The sequence below is a fragment of the Dolichospermum sp. UHCC 0352 genome, from assembly GCF_009711925.1.
GTDB lineage: Bacteria > Cyanobacteriota > Cyanobacteriia > Cyanobacteriales > Nostocaceae > Dolichospermum > Dolichospermum lemmermannii.
This window is the reverse complement of sequence record NZ_VIKY01000097.1, coordinates 1-16,616: the sequence shown is the minus strand read 5'-3', so window position 1 is coordinate 16,616 and position 16,616 is coordinate 1. Positions and strand designations below refer to the sequence as shown.

Below are 16,616 nucleotides of genomic sequence, written 5' to 3'. Positions count from 1 at the left end.
ATAAGAGACAGCCCGTACAGTTGTCAGTTGTTAGTAGGGGCGAAGCATTTGGAAGATAAATTATCGGTCATTGCCAAAAATAGTTCTCCAAATGCTTCGCCCGTACAGTTGTCAGTTGTCAGTTGTCAGTTGTGATTGGAATAATTCTTTCCCCCTGCTCCCTGCCCCCTGACTCCTGCTATATCTATTTTCTCGTGACTTGTATAGGTGAATTTAATTGCTTCTAAGGCTTGACGTAAATCGTCTTTACCGGGAAAACCTTCTAAACGTTGTTTGACTATACCTTTTTCAATTAATAGTAAAGTCGGTAGTGATTTCAGTCTATAGGTATTAGACAACTTAAAATTTTGGTCAGCGTTGACTCCCACCAATTTAAGTTCATCACCACATTCAGCCTGAAATTGTAATAATAGCGGGTGAATGATGCGACATAGTCCACACCAGGGTGCTTCAAAATTAACCAAAACAGGAACTGAAGATTCTAAAACTTCTTGAGTAAATGTCCGTTCATTAACCGACAACACCATGATGCCTCTCGTGATTATAAGGTTTTTATCTCAAAATTAGCTGTCAGCAGCAGCAAATTGGTAAGTTATCCCATTTTGGGGTTTAAATTTTAAATTGAGGATTTTCATGTTTTCCTGCTGACAAAAAAGCCACCGTGATTGTCGCGCTGGCTGTTCTCCATTTCCAATCCTGATTGCTATTGCTTCTGAAAAATTTTACAATGCTGAGAGCGCGGCTGGGTGCAATCTATACATTGCTATTTATTTACCGTTTCCACTAAGGTAGATGGTGACTTTTTGTCTACGTCCATAAAACCCACTTCAGCCTGGCGGATAAATTCTTTCCCCAATCCCAGTTCTCAACAGTTTAATGATATATGTTTGGGTCTATCATACATTGTTTTGGTAGCAAGTGATCAGCACAAAGTTTTATTAGATTTATATGTTTTGTTGATCTTGGGGATCAGACTAAACTACCACATTATCCTACTTGTTGCCACTAATAACAAGGGGTGCGACCACCATAATAGACCAGTAAAAATGGCAACTCCTAAATAAGCAGGGCGGAGAAATTCTTCCCAGTTCCAAGATTGACGGCCATCAATAATCGCTTGAAAGGGGATAATCGAAGTCCGTTGTTTGACCATCTCAAAAGCTTCTCCATAGCGTTGACTTAAACGGCGATCGCCATGCCATACTCCAAATAGGTGATGTATTACTAAACCGATTGAGGTAACAAGAGTGAAACTAGTTCCTAACCACAGGGTATGGGCTACACACCAAATAACCTGTCCTACCATTTGGGGATGACGGGTAATACGGATAATCCCTGTTTCATAAAGATGAACTTGGGGCTTTTGAATAGCCGCAATTTCTAGTAGATTGAAGGTAGCAGGATATAAAAATAAAAAGGATATAGCTGATAGTACCCAAACTAATGCCCCCACTCCTGGTATACCTTGTACCTGCCAAAGTTGCCAGCCATCGTAACGGTGATTAAAAAAGTAAACAATTAAGATCACAGCCAAAGGCAGGCTAATTAATGCAAAGATAATGCGATAAAGCCTCGGTCCAAGGTATTTTTCTGCCCAAGGACGCACAGCAGCCCCCCCGCTATGGGCGATCGCAAAAACTAATTGTAACCCTAGTATGACAAAATGACTGGAGGTAAACCAAGGATTGGACATCATATATACAACTCAATTCAAAATTCAAATTCAAAGAAGCTACTATTGGTAAACATCTTGACTGGTGTAAGCTATTAGCTATCAGCTATCAGTAGTCAGCCAAGAACAGGAGTAAAGAAGACGAATTATTCATTTTCTTGAAGTTACACCCAGGCAATTAGTTTTAATTACCTGTATTTCCGTCTTAAAATCTGATAGCTGAAGGCTGACGGCTGAATGCTTGATTATACACAGGAAGATTTTTGTCAAGATGTTGTGGTAAGTATTTTAGTTAGTTGTTCAAATCTTAACAATGCCATAAATCATGCTTAGTCACCAAACTATTCATTTTGATTTATTTTTAAAGTTGCTCATGAATCCCAGGTTGTGGGTTAAGCCTTATGTCTGACCTTCCTTTTACTTTAGATCAGTTACGAATTCTCAAAGCGATCGCCCAAGAAGGGAGTTTTAAGCGGGCTGCTGATAGCCTTTACGTCTCCCAACCTGCTGTGAGTTTGCAAGTTCAAAACCTGGAACGACAACTGGATGTTCCCCTATTTGACAGAGGAGGCCGTCGCGCTCAATTGACTGAAGCGGGACATCTACTTCTGAGCTATGGGGACAAAATCCTCAGCTTGTGTCAGGAAACCTGCCGCGCCATTGAAGATTTGCAAAATCTCCAAGGAGGTACATTGATTGTTGGTGCTTCCCAAACCACTGGCACTTATCTGTTACCAAAAATGATCGGCTTATTTCGCCAAAAATATCCAGATGTAGCCGTACAATTGCACGTCCATTCTACCCGTCGCACGGCTTGGAGTGTATCTAATGGCCAGGTTGATTTAGCAATTATTGGTGGGGAAATTCCCACTGAATTAGCGGAATCTTTAGAAACTGTTCCCTATGCTGAAGATGAATTGGCACTCATTTTACCCACATCCCATCCCTTTGCTAAATTAGAAACAATTCAAAAAGAAGACCTATATAAACTACAATTCATTGCTCTTGACTCCCAATCAACTATCCGCAAAGTCATTGATCAGGTTTTAGCCCGTTGTGATATTGACACTAGGCGGTTTAAGTTTGAAATGGAACTAAATTCCATAGAAGCTATTAAAAACGCTGTCCAATCTGGCTTAGGTGCTGCCTTTGTTTCTACTTCAGCGATCGCTAAGGAGTTACAAATGGGTGTTCTCCATCGTGCCCCCATCGAAGGAGTAGTGGTGAAGCGGACACTCTGGCTAATATGTAACCCCAATCGCTATAGATCCAAAGCCGCAGAAGCTTTTAGTCAGGAAATTTTACCTCAGTTTGCTAACCCAGCCTGGACACAGGAGGTGTTAAAATTATCACAAATCAATCAAGTGATAAATAGTACATTGGATATAGCAACATCTAACGGTTCTGATGCCAATTAAAAACCTTGTTACCAGTCAAAAGTCATTAGTTAACGACAAATTTCTAATGACCAATGACTCATTTGAATAACAAACAATATGGAAGTCTGCTGCACTCGTCCCCACTGTCAACATCCTAAAAATCACTTTCCTGATTTAGATGATATTAAAACACTAAAAACAGTACCGCAAAAATTTTGTACTAGCTGCGGTATGCCCCTGATTTTACGTGACCACTATTTGCCAATTAAACTTTTGGCTACCGGAGGATTTGGTGCTGCTTTTTTGGCAATTGATCGTGATACTCCGAGAATGCGTCAATGTGTAGTTAAGCAATTTCAACCAAGTGGTAATTTAACGGAAGATGCCTTAGAAAAAGCCAGAATTTTATTTACACAAGAAGCAGGAGTTTTAGAAGAAATAGGTAATGAACATCAGCAAATACCTAAATTATTTGCTTTTTTTACGATTACAGTTCCTAACCTAAAAATAAATAAGTCAGAGCAGTTTTTTTATTTAGTTCAAGAATATATTTCTGGACAAACTCTAGAAGAAGAATTAGTTGAACAGGGCAATTTTTCTGAGATAAAAATCCTAAAAATACTCAGGGAAATTCTCCCAGTTCTCCAGTTCATCCATGACAAAGGTATTAGCAGTAACAACATTATTTCGACTTATTTATAAATTAATGTCTTCAATTCTTTAGAAAAAAAGCACTAAGGAAACCACCCATGGCTCAAAAAAAAGAAACTCTGTCACTGCTCTTATCTCTTGTTCTTACCTCTGGATTAAGCTTGGTTTTGCTGTTGCTTTCTTTAATGGAACATTGGGGACGAATTAACAATAATTCTAGTACCACTAACTCTGCTAATCAGAATCTCACTCAGAACCCCAGTAACAACATTATTAACCCTAATCCGCCACCAGTCAGTAATTGTAAAATCCCCAATTTACCACAAGGTATATTTAGTTATAGTGGTAGTACAACATGGGCTCCTATCCGTCGGGATGTAGACTCAGTCCTCAAAAATAGTTGTCCTCAGTTTGATTTACGTTATACCCAACCCATTAACGAAAAACCAGGTTCAGGAACTGGGATTAAAATGTTGATAGCAAATCAACTAGCTTTTTCTCAATCTTCTCGTCCCGTTAAACCAGAAGAAAACGAAACTGCCAAAACCAAAGGATTTAGCTTAAAAGAAATTACTGTAGCCATTGATGGAATTGCGATCGCTGTTAATCATAACCTAAATATTCCAGGATTAACAGTTTCTCAACTTAAAGATATTTACACTGGCAAAATTACTAACTGGCAACAAGTAAGTGGTACAAATTTACCCATTATTCCCCTATCTCGCAGCAAAGAAGCCGGTGGCACAGTAGATTTTTTTGTCGAAAACGTTCTCAATAAAGATAAATTTGGCAACAATATTAATTACATTGGTACAACCACAGAAGCTATCCGCAAAGTAGCTATTGCTCCTGGTGCTATCTATTATGGTTCTGCTCCAGAGATTGTCCCTCAATGTACAATCAAATCCCTACCAATAGGACGGACAAGTGAGCAATTAATAGCACCTTACCAACAACCAGAAATAACTCAATCTCAATGTGCCAACAAGCCTAACCAGTTGAATTCTCAAGACTTTCGCAGTGGCAACTACCCAATCACCCGCAATTTATTTGTGATTATAAAACAAAATGGTCAATCAGACCAACAAGCCGGGGAAGTGTATGCAAATTGGTTAGTTACATCTCAAGGTCAAGAACTGATTGAAAAAGCTGGATTTGTCAGAATCAAATAAAAGGAGTCAGGAGGAAGAAAGAAGAAAGAAAGAAAAGAATTATCTATAACCTGGAAAAGTGCCTGAGTTTTCATGATACCAAAAGCCGAGATCAATAATTGGAACCAGGTGGGTGGCCCCAATTTGCTGATCTAGCGTTATGAGTGCCTTCATCATAAATGCGGCACTAGAGAACATTTTGTCCAGGACATCTTCATTTCATACCCGATTACCCAAAATCTGTTTGTGGTGGTCAAACAGATTCGTAAAATTGACACTCTCAGGGCTAAAGCCCCTGAGTTTCCGACTTACCGCGAGATATTATGAGGAGCAGGTTCACAGAACTAATTACCCAATTTGGACTAGTTAGAATCCGCTGATACCTGCCATTGGTGTGTCCGAGAGTGGCAAGCTCTCAGTCAACATCTATCAATTTGCTGCTCATTAAAGATTTGAACTAGATCCTAGCTGACTCTATTGATAGATTCAGCGGGTAGGCAAATCAGATTATCTCCTTGGGTCAGGATTAAGCCCCGTTGACGTAATTTACCCATTAAACGAGTGACAGTCACACGGGTTGAACCAATGGCGCTGCCTATTTGGGCATGGGTGAGGGGGAAGGGCAAGGAATAACCACGAATGACATCAGGATCAGTTTCGCTCATTGAAGGCTCTCCATATTCCTCAATCAGTAGGGTGAGAAATCCTAAGAGTCTGTCAATTGTCCGACGTTGTCCTAAAGCACTCAACCATAGCAACTTGCGCTGGTGCTGATATCTAAAAGCATCCATAACTTCACGGCGGAAGTGAGGCCAGTTGTCTAGGTCATGCCAGTACATCCACAGCACTGCTGTTTGGTCAACGTGGGCGTAGGACTGGAGTGTAAATGGAGATTGAGCAACAATTTCAAAAGGTTGACCTGCTCCCACAAAACCCAAGAAAGCTTCTTCTGGAGTTCTGTTAATCCGTCTAGATGTTAACTGACTAGCAGTAGCACTGACTTGGGCAGTTCCTACCATGCGAATAGCACCTCTTTGGACTAAATAGAGCAAACCAGGTCTAGCTGGAATCCGCTCATCTTTACTGAAGGTGCGGCAGCGGTAGTGTTCTTGGGCCCAGTCAAGGATTCGCTGCCAAGTTAAGAAAGGACGTGAAGCTTCGGAAAAGGAGGATTGAGATTGCATAGGTAACAAAGAGTGTTTGGCTGAGAACAAAGACGTGATAAGAAAAGTGCAAGGAGTGTCTTTGTGTTAACGGGGTAGGCATAACGCCTAACAGCGTCAGCCCTCCAATGGGATAGAAAGCTAAATTGCTCTCTATTTTTTCTTATACTTCCTACTGTACAACAAGGGTAGTAAAGATTACCCATTTTTTATACATTATTCATCAAATTTTATCCTACTCTCATTTTTCCTTACATAGACTAAACTTCTGTCTGAAGATAGATGGAACAGGATAAAATGATGCACACCATAAATTTTTTACAAAGAAATACGTGTGTTATAGACTACTTTTAGCTCAAAATAAAGCAATTGAGCATTTAATAACTGGATATTTAGTGTCTTTCTTCAGTATTTTTACCAATAGTGGGGAAATTACAAGCATAAAAGGGAAAAAAGTTCCTCTCTATCAGGGAGGATATAATCAGAAAATTTTATATATCTCTGGTATGGCTATGAGCATATCAAAATCTCAGAATTCACCAGCGATGGAAATTGCTCAGGCGATTGTTGAGCATTTATCCCGAAATAGTGCTAGTTTATTTAACGTTAAAGTAGTTCCCCCCGGTTGGATTCATATAGAACTCGTTGACTCTACCTTAGCGGCTTGGTTACACTGTCTCACTGTCAGCGGAAATGAGGAATGCTCACTAGAACAAAGTGAACAGGCAAAAAGTAAAATTTCTGTTCCTAATCGCCAATTAACCAACTCATTAACAATTTTTAAAATTCAATACGCTCATTCACGATGCTGTTCTTTGTTGTGTATAGCAGAAAAGGAAGGATTAATTGAACTTGATAGAACAAATATTAAAGGTTTTGTATCTGTAAACGCTATATCTTGGCTTAATTGTGATCAAAAACTTCGCATTAATCACGCTGATGAGAGTTTTCTGATTTACCAATTAGTCAAAGTGGTAGATGATTTGGTTTGTGCTGATAGTGGTAGTTCCATTAACTGGTCAAAAGCAGGTGAGAATTTGAGTCAAGCTTTTGAGCGGTTTTGGTGTAATTGTCGGATTTGGGGGGAAGTGAAAATTCATGATCCAGAATTAGCTCAAGCAAGATTAGGATTGCTGATAGCGACTCAATTGGTTTTAAGGTCTGTGTTAGAAGACAAATTGGGGATTGTCGCACCTGTAGAACTTTAATATGTGAAATTCAAAAATTCAGATCCCCCACTTCTTTGAGAAGTCGGGGATCTATCTTTCTATCTTGTCGGAATTTTACAAAAACTTTGAGAAATTCTCTTGACAAAATAAATATCTCCGACTACAATCGCAGGTGTGTGAGGAGCGAAATTAGGAAAGACACCGAGACGAAACACGGCCAGTCGTCGGTGTCTTTTCTTGTTTTTGGATTTTTATTTAAGTAAGAATTTTTCCATTGCTATGGCTGCACCATCTAACTCTACACTAGGTGCTACCCAATCAGCGATCGCTTGCACTTGGTCTGGTGCGTCACCCATAGCGACACTAATGCCAGCATAACTGAGCATTTCTACATCATTGAAATTATCACCGATAGTCATGACATGATGACTTTCTAAACCTAGCATTTCTTCAGCTAGATAACGGACAGCATTGCCTTTATTAACATGAGTGTTAGCTGCTTCTAGGAAGGTGGCTACAGATGTTGTCATATATAATTCTGTGGGTTTATATCTATGGCGTAAATTAGTCAAAAGTTGTTGAATTAGACTCGTATCATCACACAAAGCTAAAATTTTAGTGGGTTCATGATCTAATAATTGACGTAAATCACCAACGGGAATAGCATTCACACCACAGCGTTGTTGATAACTTTCCGTTTCTTTGGTAATTTCTCGCACATAAAGCTGGTCGTTGATGTAAAAATGAACTGAGAGGAGCGATCGCAAATCTGGCTGTTCAAAGTATTCTAGGAGTTGCAGGGCAATTTCTCTAGATACAGATAAATGACGGTGAATTTCCTGAGTATTTGGATCTTGAATCCAAGCTCCCTGATAAGCTACTAAAGGCAGCGTAGAGCCAATTTCTTGATGAAACCGCAAAGCTGAACAATACATCCTTCCTGTGGCTATAGCTACCTTAATTCCCTTGGCTTGTACAGCAGCAATCACTTCCTTGACAGGATGACTGAGAGTATTGGATTGTCCCGCAATTGTCCCATCTATATCTAAAACCAACAGTTTAATATCTTTTTCGTCTTGACTCTGATTTAAAGGCATTGTATCCATAAACTCCCCAGTTTTTAGTATTGTTTAAAATTATACGGGTATAAATAGCTCATTTAACCCAACACCATCCCAAATTTGCCCTAGAGATAAGCCATTTCATTGATATACTAAACACGGGTGAGATTTAAACTTTTGCCAAATGACAAAGAACCCAGATGTGTAGGGGTAAAGCAAGAGCTAAACCCCTACGTTTAGAATCAAACAATCAAGCCGTTTTGAGTATAAACGCAAGTAACTGATTCGCATTACCGCAGAATCAGGATTTATTCCTTAACGAAATCCCTCAAGAATGTAATTTGTTAACTAAGGGACTTCCAATTACAATATAACTAAAACTTATAGAAACCCAATAATAGTTTTAATATTCATAACTTATGATAATTCAGCTTTAGATTTTCTTAAGAATTAATTGAGAATAATTTTTATTTAGTAACGAGCTTGCAATACTTTTGAGAGTTTGCTACAATTATCGAGAATTTCATAATTGGGTTATTCTTGTCAATTTTCTAATTGACTGACAAGGCTATTTTGAAAAGCCTTTATTTATGGTTATTACAGAAATAAATCCCGAAAAATAATACAAAACTTTACAAATTAACAGCAAGTTCCGAGACGAATTTTTAGACAGCAATTATCCAAAGAATTATATAGAACAAATATACTATTGACATACAGAATATTTTATGATAAGCGAGAGTAATTTTCGGTTGGATATAAAACCTTTAAATCACTATGTTGTATATTAAATCTGGAGAAAAAAATTAGAATAGACAATTACCAAAAACCAGCAGGAAATAACAATGGATAATTTTTCGTTTTTGACCAATGTATTCCCATCAGTTGATATTTTTATAGGATTTAAACCAGCTTTAAAAAGAAATACAAAAGGCAAAACAATTTTTACTTTTTCTGATGTTGATGACAATTTATTAGGGAGTCGGGTATTAAAAGAAGCAAGAGGTCTAAAAAAACTCGCAGTTCCTTCCATAACTCATAAGATACATATTAAATCATTCAATGAAGATTACTATCTCGCTGATGTCAAATTAATGATTGAGGACTGCATTAAAGATAAAATTGCCTATGTCAAGAGAGATTATGGGTTAACACCTGAAGAATATTATCAAGAAATACTAGAAACTCGTGCAAAAGCAAATTTAATTAAAGAGGCTGCTTTAAAAATTGATAAGTCTAAATTTCCCAGTGGTGAGGAATTTGAAGTTGAAACTGAGTAGTTGACACTCTCAAGGTATTGTCTCTATGCTGTACTGATAAATCCAAACTAAATAGTTGCCATAATTACACGCCCAAAGAGGGTGCTAGGGCTAAAGTTTTTGTCAGATCAGCAAGGAGAACGAGATCGCAGAGGTTAAACAGTTCTACCTCAGTCTGCGCCCGTCTCATCAGCCGCAGGAAATTACCTTCAGTGTCAACACTTAAAGCAATGTAGTTAAGGAACATTTTCAGGTAACCTACCCGCGCTCGCTCTGGCATAGTTGAGGCTGTGGGAGTTTGACATAAACGATCAATATAATTGCGTACATCTGCTAAAGGAACAGGTGTGATCTGTTCTCCTCGCAAAGCCTGGCGAATTTGATTAAACAGCCAAGGATTGCCAATTGCCCAGCGTCCCACCATCACACCCGCTGCACCGGTTTGCGAAAGCACTTCCAGGGCAGTTGTCGCCGAATTGATATTACCATTGGCAAGCACTGGACAATCTACCCGTCTTACCGCTTCCGCAATCAAATCATACTTAACTTCCCCGTGATACATATCTTTCACCGTGCGACCATGTAAACTGAGCAAATCAATATTGTGGCGATTGATTATATCGAGAATTTCGGAAAAGTTATCTGTATTTTCAAAGCCTACACGCATCTTCACGGTTAAAGGTTTATCATTCACAGCAGCACGCAGTTCTCCCAAAATCCGCTCGACTTTTTCCGGTTCTCTCAGCAATCCACCGCCAACATTTTTGCGATAGATTCTCGGCGCGGGACAGCCCATGTTTAAATCTACTCCCGCGATATTATATTTGCAGAGTTCCTTTGCTGTTCTCACTAAATCGGGAATACTTTCGCCAATCATTTGTGCAAAAACAGGGCGACCGGTATCATTTTCGGTAATTGCTGCCAGAATTTTAGAATTGAGCCGTGAGGTATCATTGACGCGGAAATACTCGGTAAAGAAGTAGTCAGGACTGCCGTAGTGGGCAATAACTTTCATGAACCACAGGTTTGTCACATCTTGCATGGGCGCAAGAGCAGTGAAGGGTAGGTTTTTCTGAAGCGATTGGGGGAGCGATACCTGGAACATAGAGATGAAGAGCTTTCAACAAAGCATAACTGGATCAAAAAATGGTGACTTAGCTTCTTCAACATAACGCATAAAAAAAATTAAAATAGATTATAGTTTCCCAATTCGGTTAAGCAGTTGACTTTTAATTCTTCAGTTATCAACAAGCCTACATTCATCTTAATTGATGGACACTCACTAGCTTTTCGTTCCTATTTTGCTTTTGCTAAAGGTAGAGATGGTGGACTTCGTACAAAAGCTGGCATTCCTACCAGTGTTTGTTTTGGTTTTTTTAAATGTTTGTTAGAGGTAATCGCTACACAACAGCCCCAAGCAGTAGCTGTGGCTTTTGATTTGGGTTCACCTACTTTTCGTCATCAAGCTGATGATACTTATAAAGCTGGACGTGCAGAAACTCCAGAAGACTTTATTCCCGATTTAGAAAATCTCTATGAGTTACTGCAAAGCTTGAATTTGCCTATACTTACTGCACCTGGTTATGAAGCAGATGATGTATTGGGAACATTAGCACAAAAAGCCGCAGCGTCTGGGTATCGAGTTAAAATACTTTCTGGGGATAGAGATTTATTTCAATTAATTGATGCTGATAAAGAAATTACAGTTTTAAATTTTACTCCAGAAGCCTTAAAACGTTCTACAAATAGTATTGCTGAATTTAAAGCAGAAGAAGTTAAAGAAAAATTAGGAGTATTCCCGACACAAGTTGTTGATTTTAAAGCCTTATGTGGTGATAAATCAGATAATATTCCGGGAGTAAAAGGAATTGGTGAAAAGACAGCAGTACAACTATTAAATACTTATAATTCCCTGGAAGAAATTTATGCAGCTATAGATGATATTAAAGGTGCAACTCAGAAAAAACTAATTACTGGTAAAGAAGACGCGGAAAAATCTCGCTATTTAGCCAAGATAGTTTGTGATGTTCCTTTAGAAATTGATTGGGAAGATTGTCAATTAACAGGTTTTGATAATAGCTTACTCATCCCAATTTTAGAGAAATTAGAATTTAAAAGATTTTTAGAGACAATTAATGAGATTCAACTAAAGTTTGGTGGAGAAGTTGTAGAAAATAAAGTATCGGAAATAATCGCCGAAACAGAGGATGATTTATGGTTTTTTAGTGCAGAAGACACAGCACAAGAAATAAAACAAAATGCTTCACCAATTCAACCACGCATTATTAATACAGAAGCTAAATTAACGGAATTGGTAGAACTTTTAAGAAAGTTCACAAATCCAGAAAATCCCGTTGCTTGGGATACAGAAACTACTGCACTAGAACCACGAGATGCAGATTTAGTAGGAATTGGTTGTTGTTGGGGAACAGAACCAAATGAACTTGCTTATATTCCCATTGGTCATAAAAATGGTGATAATTTAAATCGAGATTTGGTATTAGCAGCACTGCGGCCAATTTTGGAAAGTGCTGATTATCCCAAAGCTTTACAAAATGCTAAATTTGATCGGTTAATTCTGCGGTGTCAAGGCATTAATTTGGCTGGAGTGGTGTTTGATACTATGTTAGCCAGTTATTTGATTAATCCCGATAGCAGTCATAATTTAACTGATTTATCTTTGCGATATTTGGGATTAAGTGGAAAAAGTTATGGAGATTTAGTTCCCAAAGGGAAAACTATTGCTGATATTAGTATTTCTGCGGTTGCTGATTATTGCGGAATGGATGTTTATTCCACATTTGGCTTAGTACCAAAATTACGGGAGAAGTTAGCAGAAACGCCAACTTTATATAAACTGTTGAATGAAGTTGAACAACCGTTAGAAGCAGTTTTAGCGGAACTTGAATATACAGGAGTTCGCATTAATTCAGCTTATCTCAAAGAACTTTCACAGCAGTTAGAAATAGAATTAGCAAGGTTAGAAATAACAGCTACCGAAATTGCTGGGGAAAAATTTAATTTAGGTTCTCCTAAACAACTGAGTCATATTCTCTTTGAGAAATTAGGTTTAAGTACGAAATATTCTCGCAAAATTCAAACTGGTTATTCTACAGACGCTGCAACTTTAGAAAAACTTCAAGAAGTTGATAATACTGGATTTGTAGAAGCGATTATTGAAAATCGGACTTTATCAAAATTAAAATCTACCTATGTAGATGCTTTACCAGCTTTGGTACATCCCAAAAGCCAAAGATTACATACTGATTTTAACCAAACTGCAACTTCTACGGGTAGGTTATCTTCTTCTCATCCCAATTTACAAAATATCCCCATTCGGACTGCTTTTAGCCGACAAATTAGAAAGGCGTTTTTACCGGAATCAGGTTGGTTAATGGTAGCGGCTGATTACTCACAAATTGAGTTAAGGATTTTGGCGCATTTGAGTCAAGAACCTGTATTAATTCAAGCCTATCAGCAAAATGAAGATATTCATACTGTAACGGCAAAATTAGTCTTTGAGAAAGAAGATATTAGTTCAGATGAAAGACGTTTTGCGAAGACGATTAATTTTGGGGTAATTTATGGTATGGGAGCGCAAAAATTTGCCAGAGAAACGGGAATAAATCCGGTAGATGCGAAATTGTTTATTGAGCGATTTAATGAAAGATACGCTAATGTTTTTGCATATTTGGAGAAAGTGAAAAAAGAAGCTATTGCTTATGGTTATGTGGAAACTATTTTGGGTAGACGACGTTATTTTGAGTTTACTAGTAATAGTTTACGGCAGTTAAAAGGTAGTAAGTTAGAAGATATTAATTTGCAGAAATTAAAGAATTTAGGTCAATATGATGCTGGGTTACTCCGTTCTGCTGCCAATGCACCAATTCAAGGTTCTAGTGCGGATATTATCAAAATAGCAATGGTGCAATTACATGAAGTTCTGAAGAACTATCAAGCGCGGTTATTGTTACAAGTTCATGATGAATTAGTCTTTGAAGTTCCTCCCCAAGAGTGGTCCCAATTGCAACCACAAATTAAGTCGCTAATGGAAAATGCTGTTTCTTTATCTGTTCCTTTAGTCGTTGATATTCATGCGGGGGATAATTGGATGGAAACTAAGTGAACTACCTATATCCCACATTCCGTAATCTCACTTTCACAATTGGTAATTATTGCCGAAAAAATGTAAATCAAGCATAATTAACCCTCAATACCTTGGCCATTTTTCTGCTGTGTTGGGTTTCATGCTATTGCTTTGTAAACGTTCCACAACCCAATCCATAAATCAATATTTTTTTCAATTTGGTAAAGGTATTGATATAATAGTGGTTTTATCTGAAAATTTAGGTTTATGCCACCTTACTAAACTAACTATGAACACACAACCAACAAACCAACCTATTCGCGTCGGAGTTCTGGGATTTGGTGGACTCGGACAAGCAGCAGCAAAACTCCTCGTCAGCAAACGAGAAATGATCTTAGTTGCAGCCGCAGACCAAAAGGGCTACGCTTATTCCACCCAAGGCTTAAATACCCAAGCTTGTATTACCACTTACCAAAATCAAGGTACAGTCGGTTATTTAGAACCAGTTGGGACATTAAGCAATAGCAGTATTCAGGATTTAATCGCCACCGGTCAACCTGTAGATGGTTATTTTCTGGCTTTACCCAACCTTCCTAATGACTTTATTCCCTCGGTAGCCAAAGAGTTCATTAAAGCAGGTTGGCGCGGTGTTCTGGTAGATGCCATTAAACGCACCAGTGCAGTCGAACAACTCCTGGCCATGAAAGACGAACTGCAAGCAGCGGGAATTACATACATGACTGGCTGTGGTGCTACTCCTGGACTGTTAACCGCCGCCGCCGCTTTAGCTGCCCAAAGTTACGCCGAAATTCACAACGTGGAAATTACCTTTGGTGTGGGAATTGCTAACTGGGAAGCCTACCGCGCCACTGTTCGGGAAGATATTGGTCATATGCCAGGTTATAGTGTAGAAGCCGCTAGAGCCATGACTGACGCAGAAGTAGAAGCATTACTCGATCAAACTAATGGTGTGTTAACTTTGGTAAATATGGAACACGCCGATGATGTCATGCTAGAAGTCGCGGGAATTTGTTCACGGGATAGAGTCACAGTTGGTGGTGTTGTTGATACCCGCAACTCTAAAAAGCCCCTAAGTACCAATGTGAAAATTACAGGACGTACCTTTGAGGGGAAGATATCCACTCACACCTTTACATTAGGCGATGAAACCAGCATGGCCGCTAATGTCTGTGGTCCTGCCTTTGGTTATCTCAAAGCCGCTCAGGAATTGCATCAACGCGGCATTTCTGGCTTATTCACGGCTGCGGAAATCATGCCTAAATTTGTGAAATAAGTAGGTGAACACAATAAAACCAAACTGTGTAAAGAAACGTAAAATCGCTGAAAACTTCTTTACTCTTGCCTCTTGCCTATTGCCTATTGCCTTGCTATGACGACAATTTTCAACGCCAACCTACTTAGGTCAGTTGTCAGTTGGAGAAATCTACCATCTACTCCCTGCGGCTGCTTCTTTCTCTAAGGGGGTGTTTGAAAAGTCTAATTTATTATACCCCTAGCGACTAAAAGTCGCGGCTACACAGGCGAAACCCACACTATGCCTAACGCCACGCTACGCTATCGACAAGTGTTACAGTGAGCTTGTCGAACTGCTCAGTGACCACCTGCGTGGGTTGGAAAACCTTAATTTTGTGTTAGTTCACGAAGGTGGACTTTGCTTGTGTAGTAGCGATTTATAATCGCCGGAAACTTTTAAAATACTTTCTGGCGACCTTTCCTTAACCGATACTGTCATATACTTTGAACATCGGCAAATACATAGCCAGCAAAATTATCCCCACCATTCCCCCCACTACCACAATCATTACTGGTTCTAAAATACTGGTGAGTGATTTAACTGCCTGTTCTACTTCATCTTCATAAAAATCGGCAACTTTCATTAACATTGCATCTAGTTGTCCCGTTTCTTCACCAATACTCATCATCTGAATTGCCATAGCTGGAAAAACGTTTTCTGTGAGCAAAGCAACACTAATCATCCCCCCTTGTTGAACCTCTTCACGGGCAGCGTCAATGGCATTAGCAATAACCTGGTTTCCTGATGTATCTCGCACAATTTCTAAACAAGTTAAAATCGGGACTCCAGAGCGAGTCAATGAACCAAAAGTCCGACTAAAACGGGCAATAGCAGATTTTTGAATCAAATCACCAAATAAAGGTAGCTTTAGGGCAATACTATCAATCTGTAACCTACCAACAGGGGTTTTGTAATACTGCTTATAAAGAAACCATAATACAAATAAAATCCCAATAACCAACAAAGACCAATAGCTTCGTAAGACTTGACTACAGGTCATTAAGAATAATGTAAGTGGTGGTAATTCTGCTCCTATGGATACAAAAATATCTGCGAAAATTGGAATCAGAAAAACTGTCATGCCCACAAAGATAGCAGTTGCTAAAAAACCCACAACCACTGGATAAGACATAGCTGATTTAATTTGATTCTGTAATCTTGCCATATCTTCTAATAATTTAGCTAGACGATTTAAGACTTCATCCAACACACCCCCAATTTCGCCAGCTTGTACCATACTCACATACAAACCATCAAAACACTCAGGATGTTTACGCATGGAATCTGAGAGGTTAATTCCAGTCTGAACATCGCCACAAATTTCTACTAAAGCAGCTTTAAGTTTAGGATTACTACATTGCTCAGAAAGTACAGTCAAGCCTCTGACTATGGCTACACCCGCATCTACTAAAGCAGCAAATTGACGGGAAAAAATTGCTTTATCTTTAACAGAAACCTTGACAAAGGAATTCTGAATCTTTTGGATATCGAACCGAGAAGCCAAGTTTTGAGATTCTTTTAAATCTTGAATAACAAAACCTTGATTTCTAATATTACTGCGGGCATCAGTCAAGGAATCAGCGGTAAATTTTTCAGTCCTGGATTTTCCTTGAGAATCACGAATACGAGCAACGTAGGTAGGCATAATATTTATTTAAAATTTTAGAATTTGTCAGTTGTTAGTAGGGGCGAAGCATTTGGAAGATAAA

Annotated in this window: 13 protein-coding genes; 7 read left to right on the top strand and 6 right to left on the bottom strand. The window is 38.8% G+C overall.

Annotated elements, in window-relative coordinates:
• Positions 1–125: 125 nt before the first annotated feature.
• A complete protein-coding gene (locus tag FJR06_RS06360) occupies positions 126–527 on the bottom strand; it encodes a co-chaperone YbbN (protein WP_148764424.1) in 402 nt (133 codons plus the stop codon).
• Between the two features lie 452 nt (positions 528–979).
• Complete coding sequence (locus tag FJR06_RS06355; RefSeq protein ID WP_015081038.1) at positions 980–1,696, bottom strand: NnrU family protein; 717 nt, start codon at positions 1,694–1,696, stop codon at positions 980–982.
• A 377-nt stretch (positions 1,697–2,073) separates the two neighbouring features.
• Between FJR06_RS06355 and FJR06_RS06350 the strand changes: the two genes are divergently transcribed.
• The 3 genes from FJR06_RS06350 (at position 2,074) to FJR06_RS06340 (ending at position 4,874) form a co-directional block, all read left to right on the top strand.
• Entirely contained in the window at positions 2,074–3,090 is a 1,017-nt protein-coding gene (locus tag FJR06_RS06350; protein ID WP_015081037.1) for a LysR family transcriptional regulator, read from the top strand.
• A 78-nt stretch (positions 3,091–3,168) separates the two neighbouring features.
• The gene (locus FJR06_RS06345; RefSeq protein WP_015081036.1) at positions 3,169–3,753 is read left to right on the top strand and encodes a 4-Cys prefix domain-containing protein; all 585 of its coding nucleotides are present in this window, start codon (positions 3,169–3,171) and stop codon (positions 3,751–3,753) included.
• 47 nt (positions 3,754–3,800) lie between these two features.
• The gene (locus FJR06_RS06340) at positions 3,801–4,874 is read left to right on the top strand and encodes a PstS family phosphate ABC transporter substrate-binding protein (RefSeq protein WP_168651059.1); all 1,074 of its coding nucleotides are present in this window, start codon (positions 3,801–3,803) and stop codon (positions 4,872–4,874) included.
• 443 nt (positions 4,875–5,317) lie between these two features.
• Here the strand turns inward: FJR06_RS06340 and FJR06_RS06335 are convergent, their stop codons facing one another.
• A complete protein-coding gene (locus tag FJR06_RS06335) occupies positions 5,318–6,037 on the bottom strand; it encodes a Crp/Fnr family transcriptional regulator (RefSeq protein ID WP_015081034.1) in 720 nt (239 codons plus the stop codon).
• 374 nt (positions 6,038–6,411) lie between these two features.
• On the opposite strand from FJR06_RS06335, the gene FJR06_RS06330 reads away from it, so the two are divergent.
• Positions 6,412–7,224, top strand: a complete 813-nt coding sequence (locus FJR06_RS06330; RefSeq protein WP_148279124.1) for a DALR anticodon-binding domain-containing protein — start codon at positions 6,412–6,414, stop codon at positions 7,222–7,224.
• A 212-nt stretch (positions 7,225–7,436) separates the two neighbouring features.
• Here the strand turns inward: FJR06_RS06330 and FJR06_RS06325 are convergent, their stop codons facing one another.
• Entirely contained in the window at positions 7,437–8,291 is an 855-nt protein-coding gene (locus tag FJR06_RS06325; RefSeq protein ID WP_015081032.1) for a Cof-type HAD-IIB family hydrolase, read from the bottom strand.
• Positions 8,292–9,091: 800 nt separating this feature from the next.
• Here FJR06_RS06325 and FJR06_RS06320 point away from each other — a divergent pair.
• Positions 9,092–9,526 (top strand): hypothetical protein, encoded by a 435-nt coding sequence (locus FJR06_RS06320; protein ID WP_015081031.1) that lies wholly within the window; start codon positions 9,092–9,094, stop codon positions 9,524–9,526.
• Between the two features lie 64 nt (positions 9,527–9,590).
• Here the strand turns inward: FJR06_RS06320 and FJR06_RS06315 are convergent, their stop codons facing one another.
• A complete protein-coding gene (locus tag FJR06_RS06315) occupies positions 9,591–10,610 on the bottom strand; it encodes a tRNA-dihydrouridine synthase (protein WP_015081030.1) in 1,020 nt (339 codons plus the stop codon).
• Positions 10,611–10,727: 117 nt separating this feature from the next.
• Here FJR06_RS06315 and polA point away from each other — a divergent pair, with 117 nt between their 5' ends.
• Positions 10,728–13,631 carry a DNA polymerase I gene (gene polA, locus FJR06_RS06310; protein WP_015081029.1) on the top strand — a complete coding sequence of 968 codons (2,904 nt, stop codon included), beginning with the start codon at positions 10,728–10,730 and terminating at the stop codon, positions 13,629–13,631.
• Between the two features lie 121 nt (positions 13,632–13,752).
• Complete coding sequence (locus FJR06_RS06305; RefSeq protein WP_371260351.1) at positions 13,753–14,886, top strand: saccharopine dehydrogenase-like oxidoreductase; 1,134 nt, start codon at positions 13,753–13,755, stop codon at positions 14,884–14,886.
• A gap of 442 nt (positions 14,887–15,328) precedes the next feature.
• Here the strand turns inward: FJR06_RS06305 and FJR06_RS06300 are convergent, their stop codons facing one another.
• A complete protein-coding gene (locus FJR06_RS06300; RefSeq protein WP_168651058.1) occupies positions 15,329–16,552 on the bottom strand; it encodes a type II secretion system F family protein in 1,224 nt (407 codons plus the stop codon).
• Positions 16,553–16,616: the final 64 nt, after the last annotated feature.

Coding starts and splice junctions, on each gene's coding strand:
- FJR06_RS06305 (WP_371260351.1), top strand. CDS start 13,753: ATGCTATTGCTTTGTAAACGTTCCACAACCCAATCCATAAATCAATAT.
- FJR06_RS06355 (WP_015081038.1), bottom strand. CDS start 1,696: ATGATGTCCAATCCTTGGTTTACCTCCAGTCATTTTGTCATACTAGGG.
- FJR06_RS06315 (WP_015081030.1), bottom strand. CDS start 10,610: ATGTTCCAGGTATCGCTCCCCCAATCGCTTCAGAAAAACCTACCCTTC.
- FJR06_RS06360 (WP_148764424.1), bottom strand. CDS start 527: ATGGTGTTGTCGGTTAATGAACGGACATTTACTCAAGAAGTTTTAGAA.
- FJR06_RS06335 (WP_015081034.1), bottom strand. CDS start 6,037: ATGCAATCTCAATCCTCCTTTTCCGAAGCTTCACGTCCTTTCTTAACT.
- FJR06_RS06345 (WP_015081036.1), top strand. CDS start 3,169: ATGGAAGTCTGCTGCACTCGTCCCCACTGTCAACATCCTAAAAATCAC.
- FJR06_RS06350 (WP_015081037.1), top strand. CDS start 2,074: ATGTCTGACCTTCCTTTTACTTTAGATCAGTTACGAATTCTCAAAGCG.
- FJR06_RS06300 (WP_168651058.1), bottom strand. CDS start 16,552: ATGCCTACCTACGTTGCTCGTATTCGTGATTCTCAAGGAAAATCCAGG.
- FJR06_RS06325 (WP_015081032.1), bottom strand. CDS start 8,291: ATGGATACAATGCCTTTAAATCAGAGTCAAGACGAAAAAGATATTAAA.
- FJR06_RS06320 (WP_015081031.1), top strand. CDS start 9,092: ATGGATAATTTTTCGTTTTTGACCAATGTATTCCCATCAGTTGATATT.
- FJR06_RS06340 (WP_168651059.1), top strand. CDS start 3,801: ATGGCTCAAAAAAAAGAAACTCTGTCACTGCTCTTATCTCTTGTTCTT.